Below are 25517 nucleotides of genomic sequence, written 5' to 3' on the forward strand. Positions count from 1 at the left end.
ATTAACGCTCAATCGTCCCGATCCGGCGGATCTTCCGCTGCAGCTGCATGATACCGTAGAGCAGAGCCTCGGCAGTCGGCGGGCAACCCGGCACATAGATGTCGACCGGCACGATGCGGTCGCAGCCACGGACCACCGAATAGCTATAGTGGTAGTAACCACCGCCATTGGCGCAGCTGCCCATCGAAATCACATATTTCGGGTTGGACATCTGGTCGTAGACCTTGCGGAGCGCCGGAGCCATCTTGTTGCACAGCGTGCCGGCGACGATCATCACGTCCGACTGACGCGGAGACGCGCGCGGCGCGGCGCCGAAGCGCTCCATGTCGTAGCGCGGCATGTTGACGTGGATCATTTCCACCGCGCAACAGGCGAGACCGAAGGTCATCCACCACAGCGAACCCGTGCGGGCCCACTGGAACAGTTCCTCGGTCGAGGTGACAAGGAAGCCCTTGTCGCTGACTTCACTGCTGAGCGCGTTGAAGAAGTCCTGGTCGGGCTGCGTCCCCATTGGCGGCATGGTGCCGGGAATGGGGCTGGTCAGTTCTACTCCCAATCGAGTGCTCCCTTCTTCCACGCATAGACGAGGCCGAGCACCAGCTCCGCTATGAAGATCATCATCGTCGCCCAGCCGGCCCAGCCGATCTGGTCAAGGCTCACCGCCCAGGGAAAGAGGAATGCCGCTTCCAGGTCGAAAATGATGAACAGGATGGCGACAAGGTAGAAACGCACGTCGAACTGGCTGCGCGGCTCTTCAAATGCGGGGAAGCCGCATTCATATTCGGACAGCTTGGCAGGATCGGGCTTGTGCGCACCGGTCAGGCGGCCAACCAGCATCGGCAAGAAGACGAAGGTGCTGGAGAGCAGCAGAGCGATCCCGAGAAAGATCAGGATCGGCAGATATTGGCTGAGATCGACCAATGGAATCCCCTGGGCGAAAATTGTTCTGGGGGGCCTTTAGGCCTGCTGCATATGCGAAGCAAGGGGCGAACCTATGAGAATGATTCGCAACAATTGCAAAGGCTTGATCGCGTTACCAAAAGCGCAAGAGACGATTGCCGCAGACACAAAAAAACAGGCGCCGGACCACCTTTGGAAGCCCGAAGACTCGCCGCGGTGGGCCGACGCCCTTTGCTCTTAAATCAGAAGCTTAGCAGAGCCCGATTCACGCCATCGGCGGAAGCGCGGAGCGCCTCCCCCAATCGCGACCAGGCTCTTAGCGCAGCGCGCCTGCGACCAGCTTGTGCAGCTTGCTGTGGGTCGCGTCATTGCCGGCGATCACTTCCTTGCGGTCGATCATCTGGTCGCCGCCGCGGAAGTCGCTGACGAAGCCACCAGCTTCGCGCACCATCAGGATGCCAGCCGCCACGTCCCAGGGCTGGAGGCCGCTTTCCCAGAAGCCGTCATAGCGGCCCGAGGCGACATGGGCGAGGTCGAGCGAGGCGGCACCGAAGCGACGCAGGCCGGCGACCGAAGGCGCCACCGCACCGAAGATGCGCGTCCATTCGGCCATGTTGCCATGACCCATGAACGGAATACCGGTGGCGATCAGGCAGTCGGCGAGGTCACGACGGGCCGAGACGCGCAGGCGCTGATCATGACGCCAGGCCCCGCGATTCTTTTCCGCCCAATAGCTTTCGTCGGTGACCGGCTGGTAGATCAGGCCCGAGGTCACTTCGCGCTTGCCGCCGAACAACGGCTCCTCGACCGCGATCGAGATGGCGAAGTGCGGGATGCCATGCAGGAAGTTGGTGGTGCCGTCGAGCGGATCGATGATCCAGCGCGGCTTGTTGGGATCTCCTTCGATTACCCCGCCCTCTTCCAGCAGGAAGCCCCAGTCGGGACGCGCCTTCTGCAATTCCTCGACCAGCGTCTGTTCGGCCTGCTTGTCGGCCTTGGACACGAAGTCCGCCGGCCCCTTGCGCGATACCTGCAGATGCTCGACCTCGCCGAAGTCGCGGCGCAGCTTGGAGCCGGCCTTGCGGGCGGCGCGTTCCATGACGGTGAGAAGGCCGGAATGGGATACCATGTAAAATCTCCGCCGCCCCGGTGGGCGGCCTTTGCTTTATTTCTTGGGGGCGGGCTTGGCGGCGGCCGGACGATAGCCACAGGTGCCGGCGATCACCGCCAGCATCTGCGAGGGATCCTTGCGGTTCACCTTGCCCGGATTGCCCGCGATCACCTTGTCGGTCGCCGCACTGATCTGCGACAGCGAATTGCTGTAGAGGCATTCGAACAGCGCGGTCTTGACCGGCTGTTCGACCTCCTTCGACTCCAGCGCGCTGCTGATGACCTGCAGCACATAGGCCGCACTGTCGATCTGCGCCTTGGACGGCTTGTTGACCGTCTGGGCAGGGAGCGCAGCCGGCACAGCGCCGATCGCGAGGATGGCGGCGACTGCCGTGCTGCGCCCGAACCGCATCAGTCGGCCCGCTTCACATATTCGCGCTCATAGACATCGACCACGATGCGCGTGCCGGTGACGATGTGCGGCGGAACCATGACGCGGACGCCATTATCGAGGATCGCCGGCTTGTAGCTGGCCGATGCGGTCTGGCCCTTCACCACGGCGTCGGCTTCGACGATGGTCGCTTCGACCGTCTCGGGCAGCTGGACGCTGATCGGACGTTCTTCATACATTTCCAGCATGACCATCATGCCGTCCTGCAGGAAGGCGGCGGCATCGCCGACCAGGTCCATCGGCAGGTTGATCTGGTCATAGGTTTCGGTGTCCATGAACACCAGCATGTCACCCTCGGGGTAGAGATACTGGAAATCCTTGGTGTCGAGGCGGATGCGCTCGACGCTCTCGGCCGAGCGGAAGCGGACATTGTTCTTGCGGCCATCGATCAGGTTCTTCAGCTCCACCTGCATATAGGCGCCGCCCTTGCCGGGCTGGGTGTGCTGAATCTTGACGGCGCGCCACAGGCCACCCTCATATTCGATATTGTTGCCGGGACGAATGTCCACGCCGCTGATCTTCATGGGAAGAGCCTGCCTATATGTCTGAATGTGGAAAAGAGCCGGCCTCTGCGAGGCTGGCCGCGCCTTTACCGCGAGACGGCGCCAAGGGCAAGAGGGCGGCGTTTCCGCTTAACTTCGCACATTTCCCGCACATTTTGAAATTCGCTTTCCTACTTGAGCAATTTTCGGTCGCGGCTGGCCCCGATGATAGCCGATCGCGGGCCGATAGGACAGGTCATTGGCCGACCAGCAGCGGATAGGGATTGACCGGCTGGCCACCATACCAGGGATCAGCCGGCGCCATGCGGTTAACGGCGAAATGGAGGTGCGGCGCGGCGGGATCGGCATTGCCGGTGCTGCCCACGGTCGCGATGCGCTGCCCGCGCCTGACCGCCTGCCCTTCGTGCAGGCCGGGCGCATAGCTGTCGAGATGGGCATAATAATAGAGGGTGTGCCCGTCGGGCGCGCGTTCATAAAGGGTGCGGCCACCCACCTCGCTCCAAAAGATCTTCTCGATCCGGCCGTCGGCAGCGGCCAGCACCGCCCTGCCCCGCGCCGCCATGATGTCGATCGCATCATGCGGGCGGGCGCCGCCTGCCCGCGCCTGGGTGAAGGTGTCGGTGAGCGCGGACGCCGGCACGCCCTCCACCGGGATCAGCAGCGCGCCGTTGCTGACGGTTGGCGGCGCGGATGCAACGGATCGCACCGGCGCATCGGCCGGGACGATCCGCACGCAATAGCGGGCGAAGGCGATGCAGAGCAGCAGCGCGACCGCGACACCGCCCCACAGCCGGACGTTCATGCCTGGAACTTCGCCTTGACGCCGCTCTTCACCATCTGCGCCAGCCGCGCGGCATCCCAGTTGGTGAGGCGGATGCAGCCATGACTTTCGGTGCGGCCGATCAGTTGCGGCTCGGGCGTGCCATGGATGCCATAATGATCCTTGGACAGATCGATCCACACGACGCCGACCGGGCCGTTGGGACCGGGTTTCAGCACCGCCTTCTGATCCTTCGACGCGGCATCCCAGAACAGGTCGGGATTATAATGGAAATCGGGATTGCGGCTGACGCCCTTGATCGTCCATTCGCCCAGCGGCAGCGGATCATGCTGTGACCCGGTGGTGACCGGGAATTGCGCGATCAGGCGGTTGTCCGCGCCATAGACCTTGAGCAGCCCTTCCGACTTGTCGACCACCAGATGGTCGGCCTGTGGCTGGTCCCTGGCGACGCCCAGGCTGGCGAGCGTTTCGCCCCAGCCACGCTCGTCGCCCTCGATCCGTGCCACTGGCTGGTTGGCGATCGCCGGCACACGGACGGTCGCACCAGCAGCGACCTTCGTATCGGGCGGGTTCATGCCGGTCAGCACTTCGGGCGTGGTGTGGAAGCGCTCCGCCAGCTTTTCGAGCAGGTTGCGATAGGTAAGCACGGGCAGGCTCGCCTGATTGTTCAGGCCCTTGGGGATGTCGAAGAAGGGCCCGCGGGCAAAACCGTCGGGAATGCGCACCAGCCAGGTGGTCGGCTTCGCCTCCCCCTCCAGCAGCGCGGCCGAGGTCTTCTGGTCATAATCGCCAGTGACCGGCAGCTTGTTCGCCTCCTGGAAGCCGCGCAAGGCCGCCTTGAAGCTTATCCCGTCCTTGCCGTCGATCACGCCGGGCGAGAAGCCCCAGCGATCGAGCGCCACCTGCGCCTGCAATATCTGGTTGGGCTGCCAGGGCTTGCCGCCGGGTTCCTCCACGACCTGGAAAGCATAGGCAGCCGAAGGGTCGGGCGCGGCCTGTGTCTGGTTGATCGGTGTCTGGTTGGTTGGAGCGGCTGGCTGGCTTTCATTGGCGTCGGTGGTCGACACATTGCAGGCCGCGCACAGCAGCGGCAGGCCGAGAAGACGATATTTCAAGGCGATACTCTCCCACATCATGGAAGAGACAACGCAGCAGGCGGCAGAAAGCTGCCTGTGCCGCTGCGATCAGATGGCTTCGGCCTCCGCCTTGGCCTTCTCGCGCTCGCGTATCCCCTCCAGATCGCGATCGAGGAAATAGTTGAGGAAGGTGCGGATGGCCGCGATCGCCCCGAGCTTGCCGATTTCCGCCCAGGTCGGGGCGATGCTGGTTTCCACGATATCAGCCGCAAGCTGGAAACTCAGTCCGGCGACCGCCCAGCGGCCAAAGCTCATCCAGACCGGCATGAGCTTCGATTCGTCCGCCTTGAAAAGCAGCAGCCCGGTCAGGCCGATCGCACCCTGAACGGAGCCGATGGCGATCGCCAGGATCGCCAGCAGATTGACCAGCAGCGCGACATATTCCGCCAACTGATGGACGAATTCTTCCAACGCCATGCCCAGCACCCCTTGCCCGATTGCAGGGATGCTGGCCCGGCGGCGGCCCTTTGCCTATCGGGATAAACCCGCGATTAGGCGCCGCCCAGCACCGACGCGAAGGCGGCGACCCCGGCCTTGGGCCCTTCGGGGTGATTCCACACCGTGCCGCTGACCGCCAGGAAGTCGGCGCCTGCCGCGATCAGGGGGGCGGCATTGTCCGGCGTGATGCCGCCGATCGCGACGCAGGGCAGTTCGAACAGGGTGGTCCACCAGCCCAGGATCGACGGTTCGGCGCGGTGCGTCGTTTCCTTGGTCGTGGTCGGGTAGAAGGCGCCGAAGGCGACATAGTCGGCTCCCGCCTCGCCCGCTTCCATCGCCAGATGGCGGCTGTCGTGACAGGTGACGCCGATCTGGACCTTGGGGCCAAGCTGCTTGCGCGCCTCGCGCGGGTCGCCATCTTCCTGCCCCAGATGGACACCATCAGCGTTCAGCCGCTTGGCAAGGCCGATGCTGTCATTGATGATGAAGGCGACCTCGCGCTCGGCACAGAGCGCTTGGATCGGCCCGGCGAGTGCCGCGATGGCATGATCGTCGATCCCTTTGAGGCGCAACTGGAAGGCGGCGACCTTGCCGCCGTCGAATGCCTGGGCGAGCTGATCGACGAAAGTCTCGTCGATCGCCGGCGGCGAAATCAGATAGAGTTGGCAAGCGGGGCGAAAGCCCTTTTCGAACTGCTCGGCAAAATGGGGGTCGAGCGCCAGTTCTTCGTCAGTGAAATCGGTCATGCGCGCCTTATAGCCGCTCGCGCGGCCGCGCCAAGTGCGGCTATGACCGCGATCACAATACCGAAGGATATTCCATGCGCCATGCTTTCGCCGCCCTGCTGCTCCTGTCCGCCGCGCCCGTGCTGGCGCAGGAGGCGCCGCGGCCGCGCGCGCGGGAGGCAGGCGTGACCGTCGGCATCCTCCAGCCCGGCCCGCTCAACGCGATCACCGATGTCGCGGGGGTGAAGGTGGGCCAGGTGACGCTGCCGCGCAGCAAGGACGTCAACACCGGCGTCACCGCGATCCTGCCTCATGGCGGCAACCTGTTCCAGGACAAGGTGCCGGCCGGCTTCGTCGCCTATAATGCGTTCGGCAAGTTCATGGGATCGACCCAGGTGGCCGAACTGGGCGAGATCGAGACGCCGATCCTGCTGACCAATACGCTGAACGTGGCGGAGGCGAGCGCAGCCTCGGTCGAATGGACGCTGGCGCAGACCGGCAATGAGGAGGTGCGGTCGGTCAATGCCGTGGTGGGCGAGACCAATGACGGCATGCTCAATGACATTCGCGGGCGGCATGTCACCATCGCCGACGCGCGGCGCGCGATCGAGAGCGCCAAGGCCGGCCCGGTCGAGGAAGGCGGCGTGGGCGCGGGCACCGGCGCGGTGGCGTTCGGCTTCAAGGCGGGGATCGGCACATCCTCCCGCAAGCTGCCTGCGTCGCTCGGGGGCTGGACCGTGGGCGTGCTGGTCCAGGCCAATTATGGCGGGGTGCTGACGATCGCGGGCGTGCCGGTGGGGGTGAAGCTTGGCCGCTACGACTATCGCCAGCAGGTGGAGGAAAAGAAGGCGGACGGATCGGTCGTGATCGTGATCGCGACCGATGCGCCGCTGTCCGACCGCAACCTGCGCCGCGTCGCCGAGCGCGCCTTTGGCGGCATCGCGCGGACCGGGTCGAGCTTCTCCAACGGGTCGGGCGACTATGCCATCGCCTTCTCCACCAGCGATGCAGTGCGGCGCACGACGGCGAAGCGCAATGCCGTGGCGGCGGTCGATGACCTGCCCAATGACCGCATCTCGCCGCTGTTCCAGGCGACGATCGAGGCGACCGAGGAAGCGGTGTTGAACGCGCTGTTCAGGGCGCAGACCGTGGCCGGCAATCGCGGGACGGCAGAGGCCCTGCCGCTCGACAAGGTGCTGCCGATGCTGAAGCGCACGCGCTGAAGGCAGCGATGAAGGCGACTGGATCGTCAAGCCGGTGGGCAAGGTAGCGGATCGTGCGCCGACCTGCCTTGGCCGGTGGGTCGAGCGCGATGACGACGTTGGGATGGGCGACCAGCGCGCCGTTGAAGAGGCCTGCCGCCTTGAGATCGGCCAGCGTCCAGTCGTCGCGCAGCCCTGCGACTTGCGACCAGGGGATGGAGAGGCTGCGCAGCTTGCCCACAGGCCAGACCAGCCCGTCCGGGCCGATCCGCACCGGATGGTCGCGGAAGGATCGGATGAAAAGGATGAACCAACCGATCGTGGCGAGGCTCAGCAGCGAAAGGACAAGCGCCGCGCGCGGGCTCCACAGCGCGACCAGCAGATGGACCACGGACGTCTCGACGACCATCAGGCCCAATAAAACCCAGAGCATCGGCGCGACCGCGCGATGATAGGAAAAGACGGCGCCGGCGGGATTTTCCCTCTGCCCGGCGCCGTCCATATGCGTCAGGCCGCGACCGGGGTCTTGGTGGCCGAAGCAGCGTAGATCTCGTCGATCGCGCCGCCCAGCGACGCGTTGAATTCGTCGTCGCTCATCTGGTGGCGCAGGTCGTTCAGCAGCGCGCGGCTGAAGCTGGCGATGATGCCGCGATTCTTGGCCAGTTCGGCGCAGGCTTCGGTGCGGCTGAAGCCACCCGACAGGGCGACGACGCGCAGCACCTTGGGATGATCGACCAGCGGATCGAACAGGCCGGCCTTGGCGGGCAGCGAGAGCTTGAGCATCACCTGCTCGCCTTCGGGCAGGGCGTCGAGCTGCTTGAGGATTTCCTCGAGCAGGATCTGGTCGGCCTCGGCGCGTTCGGGCGACTTGATGTTCACTTCGGGTTCGATGATCGGCATCAGGCCGCCGGCCAGCACTTGGCGGCCGACTTCGAACTGCTGCGCGACCACGGCGGCAATGCCCTCACGGTTGGCGAGGTTGACGACCGAGCGTTCCTTGGTGCCGAACACGCCCAGGCCCTTGGCGCGGGCGAGCAGCGCGTCGAGTTCGGGCATCGGCTTCATCAGCTGCACGCCGTTCGCCTCATCCTCCAGCCCCTTGTCGATCTTGATGAAGGGCACGACGCCGCGTTCGAGCAGCGCGGTCGGGGTCGGCTTGCCGTCGACGGTGCCGTCCATGGTGCGCTCGAACAGGATCGCGCCCAGCACCTTGTCGCCGGTGAAGGCGGGCGAAGTGATGACACGGCTGCGCATGCCATGGATCAGGCCGAACATCTCCTCGTCATTGCTCCAGGCGCTTTCTTCGACGCCATAGCCCTTGAGCGCCTTGGGCGTGGAACCGCCGCTCTGGTCGAGCGCGGCGATAAAGCCCTGACCGTCGGAAACCTTCTTGACCATGTCCTGATCCAGCATCTGCACATACCTTCTCTTGGGGCGCGCCGCCCCCTCGGCAGCGCGGAAAGATGGAAGCCATCGGGCAAACCCGAGGGCATGACTGTAGCGCGCCGTCAGGCCCGCCGGTATCCGGGCTGTTAGCTAGTCCCATGTCGCACCGCAAGATGCTTGACCCCGCGCGGCGACGGGGCGGCCGCCAATATCGTTGGCGCGTGCGAAAGTGCCTGATAGGCTGTGGCCAAAGGTCTGAATCGGGGGAAGAATGGGGATCGGGAAGATGCGGCCCGTCATGGCGGCCGCGCTGATGCTGGGGCTGCTCGATATCGGGGCGGCGCAGGCGGCGACCAAGCCGGTCGTCGGCGAGATGGCGCCGGATTTCGAGCTGACGCTGATCGACGGCAGCAAGGTGTCGCTGACGGAACTGAAGGGCCAGGTGGTGCTGCTCAATTTCTGGGCGACCTGGTGCGTACCGTGTCGCAAGGAATTACCGACGCTCGACAGCTATTATGGGCTCCAGAAGAAACATGGGCTGAAGATATTCGCGATCACGACCGAAGGATCGGTGCCGATCGCGCAGCTGAAGCAATTGTTCGCTGCGATGCACATCCCGTCGGCCAAAAGGATCAAGGGGCCTTATGGCCCACTGACCGGGGTGCCGACCAATTTCGTCATCGATCGGGCGGGCCGGCTGCGCTACGCCAAGTCAGGCGCGTTCGATCTGGAGGATCTCAATGCGCTGCTGGTGCCCTTGCTCAACGAACAGCCGCCCGCCTGAGGCCAATTTCCGTTGCATTGCACAATGAAATTTCCGTCATCGGGTTGAAAGCGCTTCCGGGGGTGACCATTAGGGCGGCATGACCCATTCTGCCGCCCTGCCCCTGCCGCGCGATGATGCGCCCCTGTCCCGCTTTGCCATATTGCTGATGGCGGTCGCGTGCGGGACGATGGTGGCCAACCTCTATTATGCCCAGACACTGATCGACGTGATCGGGCCGGAGATCGGCATGTCGGCCGGGGTCGCAGGCCTCATCACCACGCTGACGCAGCTTGGCTATGGCCTGGGCATCATCCTGGTGGTGCCGCTGGCCGACCTGTTCGAGAACCGGCGGATCGTGCTGATATCGGCGGTGGCGACGGTGCTGGGCTGTATCGCCATCGCCCTGTCCAATGGTCCCGCGACCTTCCTGATCGCGTCGGTCATGACCGGCGTCGGCGCGACCGGCGTGCAGGTGCTGATCCCGCTGGCCTCTCACCTCGCCCCACCCGAGCGGCAGGGGCGCGTGGTCGGCACAGTGATGAGCGGGTTGCTGTTCGGCATCATGCTGTCGCGGCCGATCGCCAGCTTCCTTGCTGGTTCGATGGGCTGGCGTGCGACCTTCCTGCTGTCGGCCGGGGTGATCGCGCTGGTCGCGATCGCGCTGCTGATCGCCTGTCCGCAGCGCCGGCCCAAGGGCGGCATGCATTATGGCGAAGTCCTAAGCTCCACCTTCTCGCAGCTTGGCAAATATCGCGTCGTGCGGATGCGCGCCTTCTACCAGGCCTCGATGTTCGCGGCGTTCAACCTGTTCTGGACCGCCGCGCCGCTAAGCCTGATCCATGACTTTGGCCTGGGCCATAACGGCATCGGCGCCTTTGCGCTCGCTGGCGCAGGCGGCGCGCTGGTGGCGCCGGTGGCGGGCTGGCTGGCGGACCGGCGCCTGACCGGCCCGGCCTCGCTCGGCGCGCTGATCGCGCTATCGATCGGCTTCCTGCTGGCGGACTGGACGGTGGCGGCGGGCAGCCTGATCGGCTTCACCATCATGGCGGTGCTGATCGATGCGGCGGTGCAGGTCAGCCAGATCACCGGGCAGAAGCTGATCTTCTCGCTCGATCCCCATGCGCGCGGCCGGATCAACGCGGCCTATATGACGGTGATGTTCGTGGTGGGGGCGCTGGGATCGGTGATCGGGTCGACCACCTATGAAGCGGGCGGCTGGAGCCTGAGCGCGATCGCCGGTGCAGCGATTGGCGGCGTGGCCGCGCTGGTCTTCATCCTGTTCGACCGGGGCGCCAGCGCCACGCGCTGACGCCCCCGCCGTCAAAAGGCTTAGGCGTAGAGCGCCTTCACGCCCGGCAGTTCCTTGCCTTCCATCCATTCGAGGAAGGCGCCGCCAGCGGTCGAGATGAAGGTGAAGTCGGCGGCCGCGCCGGCATGGTTGAGCGCGGCGACGGTGTCGCCACCGCCCGCGACCGAGACCAGCTGCCCTTCCTTGGTGAGCGCCGCCGCGGTCTTGGCAAGGGCGACGGTCGCGGCGTCGAAGGGCGCGATCTCGAACGCGCCGAGCGGGCCGTTCCACACCAGGGTGCGGCAATTCTTGAGCGCATCGCCCAGCGCCTCGACCGCGGCCGGACCGACGTCGAGGATCATCTCGTCCTCGGCGACTTCATGGACGTTGCAGGTCCGGACCGACGGCGGGTTGGCGGCAAATTCCTTCGCCACGACCACGTCATAGGGCAGATGGATGATGCAGCCGGCTTCTTCCGCCTTGTCGAAGATGGCGTCCGCCGTGTCGGCCAGATCCTTTTCGCACAGCGACTTGCCGACATCGACGCCACGGGCATGGAGGAAGGTGTTGGCCATGCCGCCGCCGATGATCAGATGATCGACCTTGGTGACGAGATTGTTGAGCACGTCGAGCTTGGTCGACACCTTGGCGCCGCCGACGACGGCCGCGACCGGCTTGACCGGGGCACCGAGCGCGGCTTCGAGCGCGTCCAGCTCCTTTTCCATCGAGCGGCCGGCAAAGGCGGGCAGCTTGTGGGCCAGCCCCTCGGTCGAAGCATGGGCGCGGTGCGCGGCGGAAAAGGCGTCGTTGACATAGAGATCGCCGATCGCGGCGATCGCATCGACCAGCGCGGGGTCGTTCTTTTCCTCGCCGGCATGGAAGCGGGTATTTTCGAGGATGGCGATGTCGCCGTTGCGCATCACCTTGATACCGTCGGTCGCGGCTTCACCCTGGCAGTCGGGAATGAACTGCACCTCGCGGCCCAGCACCTGGGTCAGCGGACGGGTGATCTTGCTCAGCGAAAATTCCGGGTTCTTCTGACCCTTGGGCCGGCCGAAATGGGCCAGGATCAGCACCTTGGCGCCGCGATCGGCCAGTTCCAGGATAGTCGGCATCGCCGCGCGCAGACGGGTGTCGTCGCTGACCGAACCGTCCTGCATCGGCACGTTCAGATCCTCGCGCACCAGCACCACCTTGCCGGTGATGTCGCCCATGTCGTCGAGTGTCTTGAACGGCTTTGCCATGATCGCTCCTAGAATTTGGAATTATATTAGAAGAAAAACCCCGCCGGTTGATCCGGCGGGGCTGAGAAGGCTTAGAGGAACTTCGCCATGACACCCGAGGTGTCGATCATGCGGTTCGAGAAGCCCCATTCATTGTCGTACCAGCTGAGCACGCGGACCAGGTTGCCCTCGATCACGGCCGTTTCCAGGCTGTCGACGGTCGAGCTGCGCGGATCGCCATTATAATCGATCGAGACCAGCGGCTCGTCCGAATAGCCGAGGATACCCTTGAGCGGGCCGGATTCCGACGCAGCCTTGAGCAGGCCGTTGACTTCCTCGACCGTGGTGGCGCGGCTGGGGATGAACTTCAGGTCGACGACCGAGACGTTCGGGGTCGGCACGCGGACCGACGAACCGTCCAGCTTGCCCTTGAGCGCCGGCAGAACCTCACCCACGGCGCGGGCGGCACCGGTGGTGGTCGGGATCATCGACAGGGCAGCGGCGCGGGCGCGACGCATGTCCTTGTGGATCTGGTCCAGCGTGTTCTGATCGTTGGTGTAGCTGTGGATCGTGGTCATGAAGCCGCGTTCGATGCCGATCGAATCGTTCAGCACCTTGGCGAGCGGCGCCAGGCAGTTGGTGGTGCAGCTGGCGTTCGAGATGATGATGTCGTCGGCGGTCAGCTCGTCATGGTTGACACCGAAGACGACAGTCTTGTCGACATTGGTACCCGGTGCCGAGATGACGACGCGCTTGGCGCCGGCGGTCAGGTGGGCGCCGGCCTTGTCCTTGCTGGTGAAGATGCCGGTGCATTCCAGGGCGATTTCGACGCCCAGTTCGGCGTGCGGCAGGTTGGCGGGATCGCGCTCTGCCGTCACCTTGATCTTCTTGCCGTCGACCACCAGGAAATCGCCGTCGACGCTGACTTCGCCGGCCCAGTTGCCATGGACCGAGTCGCGCTTGAACAGCAGGGCATTGGCCTTGGCATCGCCCAGGTCGTTGATGCTCACCAGTTCCAGATCATGGTCGGTGCGCGAGAGGATGGCGCGCGCCACCAGACGACCGATGCGGCCGAAACCGTTGATTGCTACCTTCGTTGCCACTGCACTTGTCTCCCGGTTTGCGTGTAGGTCTTGGGCTCAGGCGCCGAGCGCGGCCTTGATCTGCGGAGCGATCTTGGCGGCGGTCAGGCCGAAATGGTCGTAGAGCACTTCGGCAGGGGCCGACGCGCCGAAGCTGTCGATGCCGAAGCGCAGGCCGTCAAGGCCGGTATAGCGTTCCCAGCCGAAGGTGGTGCCGGCCTCGATCGAGGCGCGCAGCACGCCGGCGGGCAGGATGTCGGCCTTGTAGGCGGCGTCCTGCGCGTCGAAATGGGCCCAGCTGGGCATCGACACGACGTCGGCGCCGATGCCCTGCTCTTCCAGCGCCTTTGCGGTGGCGACGGCGATCTCGACTTCCGAACCGGTGGCGAGCAGCACGACCTTGCGATCGGCGGTCGCGGCGACCAGGCGATAGGCGCCCTTGGCCGACAGATTCTCAGCTTTTTCCAGGCGCAGCTGCGGCAGGTTCTGGCGGGTCAGCGCCAGCACCGACGGGCCGGTCGCATCCTTGAGCGCCAATTCCCAGCACTCCGCCGTCTCGACGATGTCGGCCGGGCGATAGACGTCGAGGTTCGGGATCATGCGCATCGACATGACATGCTCGATCGGCTGGTGGGTCGGGCCGTCTTCGCCCAGACCGATCGAGTCATGGGTGAGGACGTGGATCACGCGCTGTTCCTGCAGCGCGGCGAGGCGGATGCCGGCGCGCATATAGTCGGAGAATACCAGGAAGGTGCCGCCATAGGGGATCACGCCACCATGCAGCGCCATGCCGTTCATCGCGCAGGCCATGCCGAATTCGCGGATGCCATAATAGACATAGCGGCCCGAATAATCGTCACGGGTCAGCGGGCCGGTCGACTTGGTCTTGGTGTTGTTCGAGCCGGTGAGGTCGGCCGAGCCGCCGACGGTTTCGGGCAGCAGATCGTTGATCGCGCCCAGCGCCAGTTCGCTGGCCTTGCGGGTGGCGACCTTCTGCGGGTTGGCGATCAGGCTGTCGATATAGGCGTCGAGCGAGAAGCCAGCCGGCAGTTCGCCCGCCATACGCCGCAAAAATTCAGCGCCTTCCGAAGCATTTGCCAGGCGACCTTCCCAGGCCTTGCGAACATCACCACCCTTGGCACCGATCGCCTTCCAGGCGGCGTCGATGTCGGCGGGGACGACGAAGGGTTCGGCGGTCCAGCCCAGGAACTCGCGGGCGGCGGCGACTTCGGCCTCGCCCAGCGCCGAGCCGTGGACGCCCGAGGTGCCGGCCTTGTTCGGCGCGCCATAACCGATCTTGGTGGCACAGGCGATCAGCGAGGGACGCGGATCGGCCAGTGCTTCGTCGATAGCGCGGCGGACATCGGCAACGTCATGGCCGTCGCACGACACGACATGCCAGCCGGTGGCGGCATAGCGGGCGCGGACATCTTCGTTGCTCGACAAATCGACGGCGCCGTCGATGGTGATCTTGTTGTCGTCCCACAGCACGATCAGGCGCGAGAGGTTGAGGTGACCGGCAAGGCCGATCGCCTCATGGTTGATGCCTTCCATCAGGCAGCCGTCGCCGGCGATCACCCAGGTGCGGTGATCGACCAGATCGTCGCCGAACTCGGCATTCAGGTGACGCTCGGCAATCGCCATGCCGACGGCGGTGGCAAGGCCCGAACCCAGCGGGCCGGTGGTCGCTTCGACCCCTGCCAGCTCGAAATTCTCCGGGTGGCCGGCGCAGGGGCTGTTGAGCTGGCGGAAGTCGCGGATGTCGTCCATCGTCGGACGGGCATAGCCGGTGAGGTTCAGCAGCGAGTAGATCAGCATCGAGCCATGGCCGGCCGACAGCACGAAGCGGTCGCGATCGGCCCATTTCGGCGCGGCCGGATCGAACTTCACATAATCCTTGAACAGCACGGTGGCGACGTCAGCCATGCCCATCGGCATGCCGGGATGGCCGCTGTTGGCAGCCTGCACGGCGTCCATGGAAAGCGCCCGGATGGCGTTGGCGAGCTGCGTGTCGGAAACGGTCATAGCGGGAAGATGTCTTTCATGACTGGCATGGAATGCCCGCGCGAACGGGCGAGTCGATTTGGGTTCCCTTTGTCGCGTCAATCCACATGCGTCAACCGCAGGCGGGGCGCGGCGCGCGGCAAGCCGTCCAAACAGCGCTTTTGCAAGGCGAAAACATTGGCTATGCAGAAAATATGGCAAGCGACCGCATGATGCAGGCGATCGGCACGCTGGAGCGCGCGATCAGTCGGCTTGAACAGAATGTGGCCAGCCTTTCGCAGGCTGTCCCCCATGGCAATTCCGGCATCGACCAGATGGCCGCCCAGGCGGCATTGCAATCGCTGGACGATCTGATCGGAGAATTGCGAGGGCGCACCGATGGCTGAAATCATGCTGCAGATCGCCGGCCGCCCCTATCAGCTGCGCTGCCGCGATGGCGAGGAAGCGCATATGGCGCATCTGGCCCAGATCATCGAGGACAAGGCCTATCAGGCGCAGCGCAGCACGCCGGGCCTGACCGAGGTGCGCACCTTGCTGTTCGCGGCGCTGTTCATGGCGGACGAACTCAACGAACTGAAGCGCGCCGCAGCCGGCCGACAGGAGCAACTGGCGCTGGATGGCGATGACGAACCGACCGCCCGCGCGGTCGAGGCGTTGGCTGCGCGCGTAGAAAAGCTGAGCGAGGCTCTTGCCGCCCGCGCCGCCGACGCCTAGATTGGCGGCGACGGGCACTGCCTGGTGCGAGCTTTAGCGAACATCCCTGAGGCGATAATCACATCCACGGGGGCTGTCCCTGGGCGGGCTCTGGCCCGATCTACATGGTCCCCACCTGACGTTGAGGCGTCAGAGGATATTCCAGCAAACGGCCAAGGCGGTCCCGTCACCCTCCTCTTCCCAGCAAAGGCACCCCATGCCCGACGACAGTGATGCCGCCGACAAGTCGACCCTGCGCGCGATCGCCCGGCAGCGGCGGCGCAACTTCGTCGCCTCGCTCGACGCGCTGACCCACAGGCTGGCGTTCAAGGCCGTCCCCTCCCCGCTCGCCCAGCGTATCGCCGACGCGCAGGTGATCGCACTCTACATGGCGCTGGATGACGAGGCGCCGGCGCAGCGTCTGGCCCCGCAACTGGGCGTTATGGGCAAGCAGGTGGCGTTGCCGCGCGTACTCGATCGGCTCGGCAGCATGGATTTCCTGCTGTGGCGTCCCGAGGACCAGCTGTTCCCCGGCCTGTTCGGCACCAGCCACCCCGAGCCGTCAGGCGGTGCGGTGGTGCCGGATGTCATCATCGCGCCGCTGCTGGGTTTCGACCAGCGGATGAACCGCCTTGGCCAGGGTGGCGGCTATTATGACCGCGCCTTTGCCCGCCATCCCGATGCCTTGCGCGTCGGCCTTGCCTGGTCGGCGCAGGAACTGGATGATGTGCCGGCCGACCCGTGGGATCTGCCGCTCGACATGATCCTGACCGAAACCGCCGTGATCGAGGCAGGCTGAACCCGATGAGCATCGACCCGCGCCATTATCATCAGCCCAGCTGGCGCAAGCCGGCCGGCATGTTCGCGATCCTGGGACTGATCCTGGGCTGGGCCGTGCTGGTCGGCAGCCTGTCGCCGCTGATCGGCCAGTTGCCGATGTGGGGCCAGGTGCCGGTCTATATTTTCCTGGGCCTGATCTGGATCTGGATCCTGCCGCTGCGGCGGCTGCTCGCCTGGATGGAAACGGGGCGCTGGCGTCAGGGTTAATCCCGATGCCCAGCCCATGGTGTTTCGCCTTATCCCTGAGCGTTAGGCGACCGTAACGGACGCATCGCGGCTCTGCGCGATGCAGGCGGCTCGCCGGAAACGGGGGCAACGGCATGTCCATGCGCCAGTCACCAGCATCGGCCGCCCATGCCGCGGACCGCCCCTCCTGTCATCCTGCATTCTCCGGGCGGCGCCACCCCGCACCGGTCTCAAGCCATGTCCGGTGGCGGGCGCACAGTGCAACAGGAGGATCCGATGGTTCCATTGAGCAAGCGACTATTTGCCGAATGTTTCGGCACATTCTGGCTGGTGTTCGGCGGGTGCGGCAGCGCCGTGCTGGCCGCCGCCTTTCCCGATGTCGGCATCGGCCTGCTGGGCGTGGCGCTGGCCTTCGGCCTCACGGTGCTGACCATGGCCTTCTCCATCGGTCATATTTCGGGCTGTCACCTCAATCCGGCGGTAACGATCGGCCTGTGGGCCGGCGGGCGCTTCCCGGCCCGCGACATCGCCCCCTATATCGTCGTGCAACTGGTGGGCGCGGTGATCGCAGCCGCCCTGCTGCTGTTCATCGCCAGCGGCCAGCCGGGCTATGAGCTGGCGCCCAACGGCCTGGCGGTCAATGGCTATGGCCTGCATTCGCCGGGCGGCTACACGCTTTCATCGGGGCTGGCGATCGAGATGGTGCTGACCTTCGGCTTCCTGAGCGTCATCCTGGGCGCGACCGACAGCCGCGCGCCGGCGGGCTTTGCCCCGATCGCGATCGGCCTGGCGCTGACGCTGATCCACCTGATCAGCATCCCGGTCACCAACACCTCGGTCAATCCGGCGCGCAGCACCGGCCCTGCCCTGCTGGTCGGCGGGCTGGCCCTGCATCAGCTCTGGCTGTTCTGGGTGGCGCCGATCATCGGCGCGCTGGCCGCCGGCGGCGTCTATCGCTGGCTCGCCAACGAACCGCTGCCGCCGCATGTGACCGGCGAGCACCTCTGAGACGAATCGTCACGGGCCGATACCGTTGGTGTCGGCCCGCCGCCAATGTCGATGTGAGGAAGAAGGGATCGCCTTGCGATCGGATCACTTCAAAGATGAAGTGGCGCGAGTGACGGGGCTCGAACCCGCGACCTCCGGCGTGACAGGCCGGCGCTCTAACCAACTGAGCTACACCCGCGCAGGGCGGCATCCTATCGTGACCCATGGCCACCAGATGATGCAAATCTGTTTACCTTCCGACTTTCCTGTCAGGGAAAGTGGCGCGAGTGACGGGGCTCGAACCCGCGACCTCCGGCGTGACAGGCCGGCGCTCTAACCAACTGAGCTACACCCGCGTTCGGTGTGGGCGGCCGTCTATGCGGGTCCGGCCAAGCTGTCAACCGTCCTCGCCATCAGTTTCTTCACTTGTTGCATTTTCTTTGCGACGGCTGACCGTCAGCGTCCCCTGTTCGAACAGGAAACCGGCAATGTCGGGCGTGCCGGCGGCGGCCACCACGGTCTGCACGATGATGAGCAACGGGACGCCGAGCAGCGCACCGGGCGTGCCCCAGACCCAGCCCCAGAAGGTCAGCGAGACGAGAATCAGCAGCGGGTTCATCGTCAGGCGACGGCCAAGGATGGTGGGCGTGATGACATTGGCCTCCACCAGATGGAAGCCGATCTGGAGAAAGGCGGGCAGCAGCGCCGTCCAGACATCGTCGAACACCATGAGGCCGCCCAGCGCCAGCAGCACGGCGGCCAGCATCGGCCCGAAATAGGGAATGAAGTTGAGCAATGCGACGATGCCGCCCCACATCCAGGGCGAGGGCATGCCGATAAGCCAGAGCGCCAGCGCCACGGCGAGCCCCAGGCACAGGTTGATGGTGGCGATCGTCATCACATAGGCGGAGGTCGCGTCGACCACATTCTGGATCACCCGCGCGACCGCCATGGCGCCGTCGAAACTGCCCCGGCTGTTGATCGTGCGGCGGCGCAGCCGGGTCCAGCCGGCAAGGAAGAAATAGATGATGAGCAGCGCAAACACCATCTGGATGATCGCGGACGGGGCGGAGGCGGCCGCGAACTGCAGCAGCGATCCGGGCGTTTCCACCGCCGCCCGGTGCGCGACCGATGCCGGCCCCGCGACCAGCATCTGGACGGTTTCGTCGACGAATCGCTGAGCCTGCGAATAAAAATCGATGAGCGGCGCCAGCGTCGCCTGAATCTTGGGTAGGCGCTGGGGCAGGATGCGGAACCAGTCGGTCGCCGGCACCACGATCAGCACCAGCGCGGTGTTGGCGACGCTGAGGAAGGCGACGACCGCCAGCAGCGCCGACAGGCCCGAGGGCAGCCCGCGCCGCTCCAGCCATTCGAGCAGCGGCACCAGCGCGATCGCGATCACCAGCGCGGCGGTCAGCGGCAGGAAAAATTCGGCCCCCGCGCGCAGCGCGAAGGGCAAGGCCAGCAACAGGCCGACGCCCGAGGACAAGGCGATCGACGCCAGCAAACGGTCGCGCCGCCGATTGACTTCCAGTTCCTCGTTGGTGGTCACGCCCGATCCGTCCCCTGTGCATTCGCCATGTTGCTCTGCACCCGGCGCTCCGGCCGGTCAAATGCCATCGGCGAATCGCATCAGGAAGACGGCAAACAGGGGCTTAACCAAATATTGGGGAGACTGGCCGTAGGAGATGCGGACATTCGATAAGGGGGATATCGCATGGCAAGAGGGTTGATCGCGGGACTGGGCCTGATCGCAGGCATGGCCGCATCCTGGCAGGCCGGGGCGCAGGATATGCGGCTCGACAGCCGGACCTTCGTCGAACGGGTGCAGGCCGACATCAATGGCCGCCCGCGCCGCACCATCGCCAATGCCGAACGCGCCATGTCGGGCGACCAGTTGATCGTCGTGGTCGACTGGCGCCATGAAGGCAGCCGGACGGCCCATGGGCTGACCGTGGTTCGCCAGGTGCCGCGCGGCACCCTGCTCGACCTGACCGATCCCGCCATGCAGGCATCGGTCGATGGCGGCGCCCATTGGGGCCGACTGGAGCAATTATGGCTGCCGACGCCGCTGGGCGGTGTCCGCCGCGCTACGCCCGAGGATATTACCCATATACGCTGGCGCCTGCCCGACAGCGTGGCACCGGGACAATCGGGACGGCTGACCTATCGGGCGCAGGTGCGCTGACGCAGGCTGGACCGGGGCGACAATGGCCGCCCCGGTCCCGTGCATTCATCAGCCCTCGAACAGCAGGACCGGCGTTTCCAGCAGCTTGCGCACCGCCTGGACGAAGCTGGCCGCGTCCCAGCCGTCGACCACGCGATGGTCGCAACTGATCGACAGGTTCATCAGCTTTGCCGCGACGATCTCCTTCCCCCGGAACATCGGCCGCTCGATCACCCGGTTGGGGCCGATGATCGCCACTTCGGGTCGGTTGATGACCGGGGTGGTGGCGATGCCGCCGAGGGCCCCAAGCGACGTCAGGGTCAGGGTGGAACCCGACAGTTCGGCCGACGTCGCCTTGCCGCTGCGCGCGGCGTCGGCGAGGCGGCGGATCTCGGTCGCGAGTTGCCAGACATTCCTGTCCTGCGCGTCGCGGATCACCGGGACCATCAGGCCCGCGTCGGTCTGCGTCGCCATGCCGAGATGGACGGCGCCATGGCGCGTCACCACGCCCGCCTCGTCATCATAACGGGCGTTGAGCATCGGGAAGTCGGGCAGCGTCCTGCAGATCGCCACGATCAGCAGCGGCAGCATGGTGAGCTTGGGCCGATCGCCGCGGTGCGCGTTGAGCTGCGCCCGCGCCTCCTCCAGCGCGGTGACGTCGATTTCCTCGACATAGGTGAAATGCGGGATGTGGCGCTTGGACGCGGCCATATTTTCGGCAATGCGGCGGCGCATGCCGATCACCTTCACCTGCTCGTCGGCGCGCGGTGCGGTACGGCCGGCCGGGCGATAGCCCTGCCCCGAACCGTAGAGGAGATAGGCGTCGAGATCGGCGTGGCGGATATGGTCGCCGTTCGGCTTCACCAGGGCGAGATCGACACCCAGTTCCCTGGCGCGTGCGCGGACGGCAGGGGACGCGAGGATGGGGGCGGCAACATCAGGCCCCCTCCCTTCCAGGGAGGGGTTAGGGGTGGGTACCGGCGAAGCCGGTGCTTCTGGCTCAACGGCAGGCAGCTCGCTTTGCTCGCCACCCACCCCCGGCCCCTCCCTGGAAGGGAGGGGAGCATCAATGGAGGCCTCGACCGTTTCGACCGACGGCACGGGCGCGGCAGCCGCCCCCTCGCCTTCCGTCTCGATCTCCACCAGCATCGATCCGATCGACACCTGATCGCCCGGCTCGCCGGCCAGGCGGACGACCGTGCCCGCGACCGGGCTTTCCATCTCGACCGTCGCCTTGTCGGTCATCATGTCGGCGATCGGCTGGTCTTCCTCGACCCGGTCGCCGACCTGGACGTGCCAGCCGACAATCTCCGCCTGCGCAATGCCTTCGCCGATGTCCGGCAGCTTGAAGGTGAATAGGGCCATCTTACTCTCCGTTCGTGTCGAGCGAAGTCGAGACACGTTTATCATAGGGCGGCGCTTCCGTTTCTCGACTTCGCTCGAAACGAACGGAAGGGGTGCGGGATGGTCAGTCCCGCATGATCTTGTTGATGGCTTCGCGGATGCGCACGGGGCCGGGGAAATAGGCCCATTCCAGACTGTGCGGATAAGGCGTGTCGAAGCCGGTGACGCGCTCGATCGGCGCTTCGAGATGATAGAAACAGCGTTCCTGCACCAGCGCCGACAGTTCGGCGCCAAAACCGCTGGTCCGCGTCGCTTCATGCACGATCAGGCAGCGGCCGGTCTTCCTGACCGACGCCTCGATCGTGTCGATATCGAGCGGCACCAGGCTGCGCAGGTCGACGATCTCGGCATCGATGCCCAGCTTCGCCACGGTATTTTCGACGACATGGACCATCGTGCCATAGCAGAGGATGGTCAGCGCCGCGCCGGGGCGGGCGATCCGCGCCTTGCCAAGGTCGATGCGATAATAGCCCTGCGGCACCTGCGCATCTACATGGCCCGCCCAGCTCTTGGCCGGCGTGTCATAATGGCCGTCGAACGGGCCATTATAGATGCGCTTGGGCTCGAAGAAGATGACCGGGTCATTATCCTCGATCGCCGCGATCAGCAGGCCCTTGGCATCATAGGGGGTGGACGGGATCACCGTCTTGACCCCGGACACATGGGTGAAGATGCCCTCCGGGCTCTGGCTGTGGGTCTGGCCGCCGAAGATGCCGCCGCCAAAGGGCGAGCGCACCGTCATCGGCGAGATGAACTCGCCGGCCGAGCGATAGCGCAGCCGCGCCGCCTCGCTCACCAGCTGGTCGAGCGCGGGATAGATATAGTCGGCGAACTGGATTTCGGGGACCGGCCGCAGGCCATAGGCACCCATGCCGACCGCGACGCCGATAATGCCGCATTCGGTGATCGGCGTGTCGAACACCCGGTTCTTGCCATATTTCTGCTGCAAGCCCGCGGTGGCGCGGAACACGCCGCCGAAATAGCCGACATCCTCGCCCATCACCACGACATCGGGGTCGCGGCCCATCATCACGTCCAGCGCGCTGTTGATCGCCTGGATCATGTTCATCTGGACGGGTTCGTCCTGGCCGCCGGCGGCGACCGTTTCCATGCGCATGTCGTTCACAGCCCTGCCGCCTTCCATTCGTCGAGCATCTGCTGCTGCTGTTCCTTCAGGTGCCAGGGAATGTCCTCGAACACGTCCTGGAACATGCTTTCCATCGGATGGTGGAGGCCATGGCCCAATATGCCGTTCTTTTCGGCCTCGCGCGCGGCGTCGCGGACCATCTCGGCCAGTTCCTGGTCCATCGCGGCGTGGCGTTCCTCGTCCCAGATGCCCAGCGTGATGCAATGCTGCTTCAGCCGCGCGATCGGATCGCCGAGCGGCCATTTGCTGCTTTCCTCGGCCGAGCGGTAGGCGGTCGGATCGTCGGACGTGCTGTGCCCTTCGACGCGATAGGTGAAATGCTCGATCAGGGTCGGGCCGCCATTGGCGCGGGCGCGATCGGCGGCCCAGCGGGTGGCGGCATAGACGGCCAGCACGTCATTGCCGTCGACGCGCAGCCCGGCAATACCATAGCCGATCGCGCGCGCGGCGAAGGTGGTCGCTTCCGCCCCGGCAAAGCCGGAGAAGCTGCTGATCGCCCACTGGTTGTTCACCACATTCATGATGACGGGCGCGCGATAGACGCTGGCGAAGGTGCAGGCCGAATGGAAGTCGCCCTCCGCCGTGGAGCCCTCGCCGCACCAGGTGGCAGCGATGCGGGTATCGCCCTTGGCCGCGCTCGCCATCGCCCAGCCCACAGCCTGGGGATATTGGGTGGTGAGGTTGCCGGAGATGGAGAAGAAGCCGGCCTCGCGCGCCGAATACATGATCGGCAGCTGGCGCCCCTTCATCCGGTCGCCCTTGTTCGAGTAGATCTGGTTCATCATGTCGACGATGGACCAGTCCCGCGCGATCAATATGCCCTGCTGGCGATAGGAGGGGAAGCACATGTCGTCGCGCGACAGGGCAAGCGCGGCGCCGATCGACACCGCCTCCTCGCCGGTCGACTTCATGTAGAAGCTGGTCTTGCCCTGGCGCTGGGCGCGGAACATGCGGCCGTCGAAAGCGCGGGTCAGCGCCATGTAGCGCAGCATTTTGAGCAGCGTGTCCGCCGGCAGCTTGGGGTCCCAGGCGCCGACCGCATGGCCATCCTCGTCCAGCACGCGGACCAGCCCATAGGCGAAGTCGCGCATCTGCGACGGGTGGGTCGCCTCGTCCGGACGCGGCGCCGCGTCGGCCGCGGGAATGTCGAAATGGGTGAAGTCCGCGCTTTCACCGGGCCGCGCGGGCGGCTCGGGCACATGCAGCTGCAGCGGCGGCAGGTTGCGCCCCTGCCCGTCCGTCACAGCGCCGGATTCGATCGAATCGGTCATCCTGCCTCCTATTGTGCGTTGCAATAATATTGCTTGTGGCAATTATTATATTTCAACGCCGCGCAAGGCAAGCCTTACTGACCCAATTCCTTTTCGCCTGTCGCCTTCGCTGTCACCTCAGACGGCGACGGGCGCGGAAATATGGGCCTGCGGCGCATAATCCTGCACCTCGAAATCCTCGATCCCATAGTCGAAAATGCTTGAAGGCCGGCGATTGATCCGCAGCTTCGGCGCGCCCGCCGGGGTGCGGCTGATCTGCTCCTCCACCAGATCGGCATGGTTGAGGTAGAGATGGACGTCGCCGCCCTGCCAGACCACCTCGCCCGGTTCCAGATCGCATTGCTGGGCCAGCATCCGGGTGATCATCGACAGGCCAAAGATGTTGAAGGCAAAGCCCAATCCCAGGTCGCAGCTGCGCTGGAAGAGCAGGCCGTTGAGGCGGCCATCGGACACCTGGAACTGATAGGTCATGTGGCAGGGCGGCAAGGCCATCTGCGCGACTTCCGCGACATTCCAACCGGTGAAGAGCAGGCGGCGCGAACCGGGGTTGGTGCGAATCGCATCGACCAGCGCAGCGATCTGGTTGTGGCCCTGCGCCGCCCGGCGGAACAGGCCGTCGCCGACCGGCTCGTAGCGCGGCCAGTTCACCCATTGGGCGCCATAGACCGGACCGAGATCACCCCATTGCCGGGCAAAGGCTTCATCCTCGATAATTCGCGCCTCGAACGCGTCGCGGTCGATATCCTCGCCGGTCGCCTTGCGGTAGCTGTCGAGCGGCCAGTCGGTCCAGATATGGACATTCTGCTTCACCAGTTCGCGGATATTGGTGTCGCCGGTCAGGAACCACAGCATCTCGCGCGCGGCGACCTTCCAATAGACCCGCTTGGTGGTGAGCAGCGGCACCGCATCGTCGGCCAGCGAGAATCGCAGGGTCGCGCCCAGGATCGATCGGGTGCCAACGCCGGTGCGGTCAATCCGCTCGTCGCCATGGCGCCAGATATGGCGCATCAGGTCGAGATATTGCTCTTCATAATGGGGCGGCTGCGGCGACATGGCGTGCAAGGTCGGTGATCCTGGGATGGGAATGAATCTGGGCGTTCCGTCCATGTAGCATCCCCCCTGCCCCGCTGTCCCGACCAAAGGTCGCGCCATAACGGATGCGACTGCCGGCCCGGCCCGCTCCGTTCCGCCACTACGGATCATTCCGCGTCTCCGCTCCCGGCCCATTGCTGACAGGCTGCGTGCCTAGGGGGTGCGATGCTGACATTGGTGATTCTCGACGAGGACGGCCAGCCGCGCGACCGGCTGCACCCCGATGGCAACTGGCCCTGTCTGGTGGCTCATCTGCTGGCCAGCGATGCGCGACGGGTCATCCTGCACCAGCGGCGGCACAGTGCGGCGCCGCAGCCGGTCGACATCGCCCTGACCCGCAGCCTGCACCGCCGGCTGCGGGCGCTCGACATCCACCTAGCCGACCATCGGATCGACACGCCGAGCGGCTGTTTCAGCTTCCGCGATGCGGGTCTTTTGTAGAATTTTCAAAAAAGCGCATCAGGTGGCTTGCCAGCCCTCAAACCCCTCTCTATAGGCGCACTCCTGCCTTACGGGGCCGCCCCAAAAGCGGCTTCGGCACCGGTCGGGGAATAGCTCAGCCTGGTAGAGCACTGTCTTCGGGAGGCAGGGGCCGGAGGTTCGAATCCTCTTTCCCCGACCAACTTATTCGCCCGAACTTCGGTTCGGAACGATAAGCAGAAAAACCCCGGACTTCCATCGGAAGTACGGGGTTTTTGCGTTCTGTTTCCTTGCATGCCCTTTGGACCGCGGACC

The 25517-nt window shown here is 65.3% G+C and carries 29 protein-coding genes and 3 tRNA genes; 11 read left to right on the forward strand and 21 right to left on the reverse strand.

The genetic code is table 11. The features are described 5' to 3' along the window. Window position 1 precedes the first annotated feature (1 nt). The 9 genes from A0U87_RS08750 to thiE form a co-directional block, all read right to left on the reverse strand. Window positions 2–520, reverse strand: a complete 519-nt coding sequence (locus A0U87_RS08750; protein ID WP_017501785.1) for an NADH-quinone oxidoreductase subunit B — start codon at window positions 518–520, stop codon at window positions 2–4. A 26-nt stretch (window positions 521–546) separates the two neighbouring features. Continuing rightward, a complete protein-coding gene (locus A0U87_RS08755) occupies window positions 547–921 on the reverse strand; it encodes an NADH-quinone oxidoreductase subunit A (protein WP_004211729.1) in 375 nt (124 codons plus the stop codon). Window positions 922–1216: 295 nt separating this feature from the next. Beyond that, entirely contained in the window at window positions 1217–2029 is an 813-nt protein-coding gene (locus A0U87_RS08760; protein WP_004211727.1) for an inositol monophosphatase family protein, read from the reverse strand. A 36-nt stretch (window positions 2030–2065) separates the two neighbouring features. After that, window positions 2066–2422, reverse strand: coding sequence for a hypothetical protein (locus tag A0U87_RS08765; RefSeq protein ID WP_010337223.1), 357 nt, complete (start codon window positions 2420–2422; stop codon window positions 2066–2068). Further along, a complete protein-coding gene (efp, locus tag A0U87_RS08770; RefSeq protein WP_004211725.1) occupies window positions 2422–2985 on the reverse strand; it encodes an elongation factor P in 564 nt (187 codons plus the stop codon). The genes A0U87_RS08765 and efp overlap by 1 nt, the downstream gene beginning before the upstream one ends. A gap of 214 nt (window positions 2986–3199) precedes the next feature. Continuing rightward, window positions 3200–3766 (reverse strand): M23 family metallopeptidase, encoded by a 567-nt coding sequence (locus A0U87_RS08775; protein WP_048937336.1) that lies wholly within the window; start codon window positions 3764–3766, stop codon window positions 3200–3202. Continuing rightward, window positions 3763–4881 carry a L,D-transpeptidase family protein gene (locus tag A0U87_RS08780; RefSeq protein ID WP_137405445.1) on the reverse strand — a complete coding sequence of 373 codons (1119 nt, stop codon included), beginning with the start codon at window positions 4879–4881 and terminating at the stop codon, window positions 3763–3765. The genes A0U87_RS08775 and A0U87_RS08780 overlap by 4 nt, the downstream gene beginning before the upstream one ends. 48 nt (window positions 4882–4929) lie before the next feature. Then, complete coding sequence (locus tag A0U87_RS08785) at window positions 4930–5298, reverse strand: DUF1622 domain-containing protein (RefSeq protein ID WP_004211722.1); 369 nt, start codon at window positions 5296–5298, stop codon at window positions 4930–4932. Window positions 5299–5372: 74 nt separating this feature from the next. Further along, window positions 5373–6065 (reverse strand): thiamine phosphate synthase, encoded by a 693-nt coding sequence (thiE, locus tag A0U87_RS08790; protein ID WP_010337227.1) that lies wholly within the window; start codon window positions 6063–6065, stop codon window positions 5373–5375. 74 nt (window positions 6066–6139) lie between these two features. On the opposite strand from thiE, the gene A0U87_RS08795 reads away from it, so the two are divergent. Next, on the forward strand, window positions 6140–7267 hold the full coding sequence (locus tag A0U87_RS08795) for a P1 family peptidase (protein ID WP_137405446.1): 1128 nt from the start codon (window positions 6140–6142) through the stop codon (window positions 7265–7267). Here the strand turns inward: A0U87_RS08795 and A0U87_RS08800 are convergent. Together A0U87_RS08800 and A0U87_RS08805 are read right to left on the reverse strand one after the other, a co-directional pair. Then, window positions 7179–7748, reverse strand: a complete 570-nt coding sequence (locus tag A0U87_RS08800) for a hypothetical protein (protein WP_048937339.1) — start codon at window positions 7746–7748, stop codon at window positions 7179–7181. The genes A0U87_RS08795 and A0U87_RS08800 overlap by 89 nt on opposite strands. A gap of 5 nt (window positions 7749–7753) precedes the next feature. Then, the gene (locus A0U87_RS08805; protein ID WP_048937340.1) at window positions 7754–8659 is read right to left on the reverse strand and encodes a fructose bisphosphate aldolase; all 906 of its coding nucleotides are present in this window, start codon (window positions 8657–8659) and stop codon (window positions 7754–7756) included. Window positions 8660–8918: 259 nt separating this feature from the next. On the opposite strand from A0U87_RS08805, the gene A0U87_RS08810 reads away from it, so the two are divergent. Both A0U87_RS08810 and A0U87_RS08815 read left to right on the forward strand, forming a co-directional pair. Continuing rightward, window positions 8919–9416 carry a TlpA disulfide reductase family protein gene (locus A0U87_RS08810; protein ID WP_053094329.1) on the forward strand — a complete coding sequence of 166 codons (498 nt, stop codon included), beginning with the start codon at window positions 8919–8921 and terminating at the stop codon, window positions 9414–9416. 79 nt (window positions 9417–9495) lie between these two features. Continuing rightward, window positions 9496–10707, forward strand: coding sequence for an MFS transporter (locus A0U87_RS08815; RefSeq protein ID WP_048937341.1), 1212 nt, complete (start codon window positions 9496–9498; stop codon window positions 10705–10707). Window positions 10708–10727: 20 nt separating this feature from the next. Here the strand turns inward: A0U87_RS08815 and A0U87_RS08820 are convergent, their stop codons facing one another. From A0U87_RS08820 to tkt, 3 genes are all read right to left on the reverse strand, one after another. Then, entirely contained in the window at window positions 10728–11930 is a 1203-nt protein-coding gene (locus A0U87_RS08820; protein ID WP_037507546.1) for a phosphoglycerate kinase, read from the reverse strand. A 71-nt stretch (window positions 11931–12001) separates the two neighbouring features. After that, the gene (gap, locus tag A0U87_RS08825; protein WP_004211711.1) at window positions 12002–13012 is read right to left on the reverse strand and encodes a type I glyceraldehyde-3-phosphate dehydrogenase; all 1011 of its coding nucleotides are present in this window, start codon (window positions 13010–13012) and stop codon (window positions 12002–12004) included. 36 nt (window positions 13013–13048) lie between these two features. Beyond that, a complete protein-coding gene (tkt, locus tag A0U87_RS08830; protein ID WP_048937342.1) occupies window positions 13049–15016 on the reverse strand; it encodes a transketolase in 1968 nt (655 codons plus the stop codon). Between the two features lie 32 nt (window positions 15017–15048). On the opposite strand from tkt, the gene A0U87_RS08835 reads away from it, so the two are divergent. From A0U87_RS08835 to aqpZ, 5 genes are all read left to right on the forward strand, one after another. Next, window positions 15049–15381, forward strand: coding sequence for a hypothetical protein (locus A0U87_RS08835; RefSeq protein WP_137405447.1), 333 nt, complete (start codon window positions 15049–15051; stop codon window positions 15379–15381). Continuing rightward, on the forward strand, window positions 15374–15709 hold the full coding sequence (locus A0U87_RS08840) for a cell division protein ZapA (protein ID WP_048937343.1): 336 nt from the start codon (window positions 15374–15376) through the stop codon (window positions 15707–15709). The genes A0U87_RS08835 and A0U87_RS08840 overlap by 8 nt, the downstream gene beginning before the upstream one ends. 196 nt (window positions 15710–15905) lie before the next feature. Next, window positions 15906–16487 (forward strand): 5-formyltetrahydrofolate cyclo-ligase, encoded by a 582-nt coding sequence (locus tag A0U87_RS08845; protein ID WP_048937344.1) that lies wholly within the window; start codon window positions 15906–15908, stop codon window positions 16485–16487. Window positions 16488–16492: 5 nt separating this feature from the next. Further along, on the forward strand, window positions 16493–16735 hold the full coding sequence (locus A0U87_RS08850; protein WP_010337236.1) for a DUF2842 domain-containing protein: 243 nt from the start codon (window positions 16493–16495) through the stop codon (window positions 16733–16735). 255 nt (window positions 16736–16990) lie between these two features. Further along, window positions 16991–17722, forward strand: a complete 732-nt coding sequence (gene aqpZ, locus A0U87_RS08855; protein WP_048937381.1) for an aquaporin Z — start codon at window positions 16991–16993, stop codon at window positions 17720–17722. Between the two features lie 101 nt (window positions 17723–17823). Here the strand turns inward: aqpZ and A0U87_RS08860 are convergent. The 3 genes from A0U87_RS08860 to A0U87_RS08870 form a co-directional block, all read right to left on the reverse strand. Continuing rightward, window positions 17824–17900: transfer RNA gene (locus A0U87_RS08860), tRNA-Asp, on the reverse strand. Window positions 17901–17980: 80 nt separating this feature from the next. Beyond that, a tRNA-Asp gene (locus A0U87_RS08865) sits at window positions 17981–18057 on the reverse strand. 41 nt (window positions 18058–18098) lie between these two features. Next, window positions 18099–19253 carry an AI-2E family transporter gene (locus A0U87_RS08870; protein WP_004211703.1) on the reverse strand — a complete coding sequence of 385 codons (1155 nt, stop codon included), beginning with the start codon at window positions 19251–19253 and terminating at the stop codon, window positions 18099–18101. 165 nt (window positions 19254–19418) lie between these two features. Here A0U87_RS08870 and A0U87_RS08875 point away from each other — a divergent pair, with 165 nt between their 5' ends. Continuing rightward, a complete protein-coding gene (locus A0U87_RS08875; RefSeq protein WP_048937345.1) occupies window positions 19419–19889 on the forward strand; it encodes a hypothetical protein in 471 nt (156 codons plus the stop codon). 48 nt (window positions 19890–19937) lie between these two features. On the opposite strand, the gene A0U87_RS08880 is transcribed toward A0U87_RS08875, so the two are convergent. The 4 genes from A0U87_RS08880 to thyA all read right to left on the reverse strand — a co-directional run bounded on the left by A0U87_RS08880 (window position 19938) and on the right by thyA (window position 24743). Next, window positions 19938–21233, reverse strand: a complete 1296-nt coding sequence (locus A0U87_RS08880; protein ID WP_048937346.1) for a dihydrolipoamide acetyltransferase family protein — start codon at window positions 21231–21233, stop codon at window positions 19938–19940. A 103-nt stretch (window positions 21234–21336) separates the two neighbouring features. Continuing rightward, window positions 21337–22341, reverse strand: a complete 1005-nt coding sequence (locus tag A0U87_RS08885) for an alpha-ketoacid dehydrogenase subunit beta (RefSeq protein WP_048937382.1) — start codon at window positions 22339–22341, stop codon at window positions 21337–21339. Between the two features lie 53 nt (window positions 22342–22394). Next, the gene (locus A0U87_RS08890; RefSeq protein ID WP_137405448.1) at window positions 22395–23690 is read right to left on the reverse strand and encodes a 3-methyl-2-oxobutanoate dehydrogenase (2-methylpropanoyl-transferring) subunit alpha; all 1296 of its coding nucleotides are present in this window, start codon (window positions 23688–23690) and stop codon (window positions 22395–22397) included. Window positions 23691–23807: 117 nt separating this feature from the next. Then, window positions 23808–24743 carry a thymidylate synthase gene (gene thyA / locus A0U87_RS08895; protein WP_048937347.1) on the reverse strand — a complete coding sequence of 312 codons (936 nt, stop codon included), beginning with the start codon at window positions 24741–24743 and terminating at the stop codon, window positions 23808–23810. Window positions 24744–24947: 204 nt separating this feature from the next. Between thyA and A0U87_RS08900 the strand changes: the two genes are divergently transcribed. Further along, window positions 24948–25223: a JAB domain-containing protein gene (locus tag A0U87_RS08900; protein WP_048937348.1), complete on the forward strand. Its 276-nt coding sequence runs from the start codon at window positions 24948–24950 to the stop codon at window positions 25221–25223. Between the two features lie 104 nt (window positions 25224–25327). Then, a tRNA-Pro gene (locus A0U87_RS08905) sits at window positions 25328–25404 on the forward strand. The last annotated feature ends 113 nt before the right edge of the window (window positions 25405–25517 follow it).

Source organism: Sphingobium sp. MP9-4 (genome assembly GCF_005281675.1).
GTDB lineage: Bacteria > Pseudomonadota > Alphaproteobacteria > Sphingomonadales > Sphingomonadaceae > Sphingobium > Sphingobium yanoikuyae.

Bases quoted from the DNA above. Each gene is read 5' to 3' on its own strand.
- A0U87_RS08810 (WP_053094329.1), top strand. From the start codon at position 8,919: ATGCGGCCCGTCATGGCGGCCGCGCTGATGCTGGGGCTGCTCGATATC.
- thiE (WP_010337227.1), bottom strand. From the start codon at position 6,065: ATGACCGATTTCACTGACGAAGAACTGGCGCTCGACCCCCATTTTGCC.
- A0U87_RS08890 (WP_137405448.1), bottom strand. From the start codon at position 23,690: ATGACCGATTCGATCGAATCCGGCGCTGTGACGGACGGGCAGGGGCGC.
- A0U87_RS08845 (WP_048937344.1), top strand. From the start codon at position 15,906: ATGCCCGACGACAGTGATGCCGCCGACAAGTCGACCCTGCGCGCGATC.
- A0U87_RS08800 (WP_048937339.1), bottom strand. From the start codon at position 7,748: ATGGACGGCGCCGGGCAGAGGGAAAATCCCGCCGGCGCCGTCTTTTCC.
- aqpZ (WP_048937381.1), top strand. From the start codon at position 16,991: ATGGTTCCATTGAGCAAGCGACTATTTGCCGAATGTTTCGGCACATTC.
- tkt (WP_048937342.1), bottom strand. From the start codon at position 15,016: ATGACCGTTTCCGACACGCAGCTCGCCAACGCCATCCGGGCGCTTTCC.
- A0U87_RS08795 (WP_137405446.1), top strand. From the start codon at position 6,140: ATGCGCCATGCTTTCGCCGCCCTGCTGCTCCTGTCCGCCGCGCCCGTG.
- A0U87_RS08850 (WP_010337236.1), top strand. From the start codon at position 16,493: ATGAGCATCGACCCGCGCCATTATCATCAGCCCAGCTGGCGCAAGCCG.
- A0U87_RS08760 (WP_004211727.1), bottom strand. From the start codon at position 2,029: ATGGTATCCCATTCCGGCCTTCTCACCGTCATGGAACGCGCCGCCCGC.
- A0U87_RS08875 (WP_048937345.1), top strand. From the start codon at position 19,419: ATGGCAAGAGGGTTGATCGCGGGACTGGGCCTGATCGCAGGCATGGCC.
- A0U87_RS08885 (WP_048937382.1), bottom strand. From the start codon at position 22,341: ATGAACATGATCCAGGCGATCAACAGCGCGCTGGACGTGATGATGGGC.
- thyA (WP_048937347.1), bottom strand. From the start codon at position 24,743: ATGTCGCCGCAGCCGCCCCATTATGAAGAGCAATATCTCGACCTGATG.
- A0U87_RS08775 (WP_048937336.1), bottom strand. From the start codon at position 3,766: ATGAACGTCCGGCTGTGGGGCGGTGTCGCGGTCGCGCTGCTGCTCTGC.
- A0U87_RS08820 (WP_037507546.1), bottom strand. From the start codon at position 11,930: ATGGCAAAGCCGTTCAAGACACTCGACGACATGGGCGACATCACCGGC.
- A0U87_RS08785 (WP_004211722.1), bottom strand. From the start codon at position 5,298: ATGGCGTTGGAAGAATTCGTCCATCAGTTGGCGGAATATGTCGCGCTG.
- A0U87_RS08900 (WP_048937348.1), top strand. From the start codon at position 24,948: ATGCTGACATTGGTGATTCTCGACGAGGACGGCCAGCCGCGCGACCGG.
- A0U87_RS08750 (WP_017501785.1), bottom strand. From the start codon at position 520: ATGCCGCCAATGGGGACGCAGCCCGACCAGGACTTCTTCAACGCGCTC.
- A0U87_RS08805 (WP_048937340.1), bottom strand. From the start codon at position 8,659: ATGCTGGATCAGGACATGGTCAAGAAGGTTTCCGACGGTCAGGGCTTT.
- A0U87_RS08840 (WP_048937343.1), top strand. From the start codon at position 15,374: ATGGCTGAAATCATGCTGCAGATCGCCGGCCGCCCCTATCAGCTGCGC.
- A0U87_RS08815 (WP_048937341.1), top strand. From the start codon at position 9,496: ATGACCCATTCTGCCGCCCTGCCCCTGCCGCGCGATGATGCGCCCCTG.
- A0U87_RS08765 (WP_010337223.1), bottom strand. From the start codon at position 2,422: ATGCGGTTCGGGCGCAGCACGGCAGTCGCCGCCATCCTCGCGATCGGC.
- A0U87_RS08835 (WP_137405447.1), top strand. From the start codon at position 15,049: ATGCCCGCGCGAACGGGCGAGTCGATTTGGGTTCCCTTTGTCGCGTCA.
- A0U87_RS08880 (WP_048937346.1), bottom strand. From the start codon at position 21,233: ATGGCCCTATTCACCTTCAAGCTGCCGGACATCGGCGAAGGCATTGCG.
- A0U87_RS08780 (WP_137405445.1), bottom strand. From the start codon at position 4,881: ATGATGTGGGAGAGTATCGCCTTGAAATATCGTCTTCTCGGCCTGCCG.
- efp (WP_004211725.1), bottom strand. From the start codon at position 2,985: ATGAAGATCAGCGGCGTGGACATTCGTCCCGGCAACAATATCGAATAT.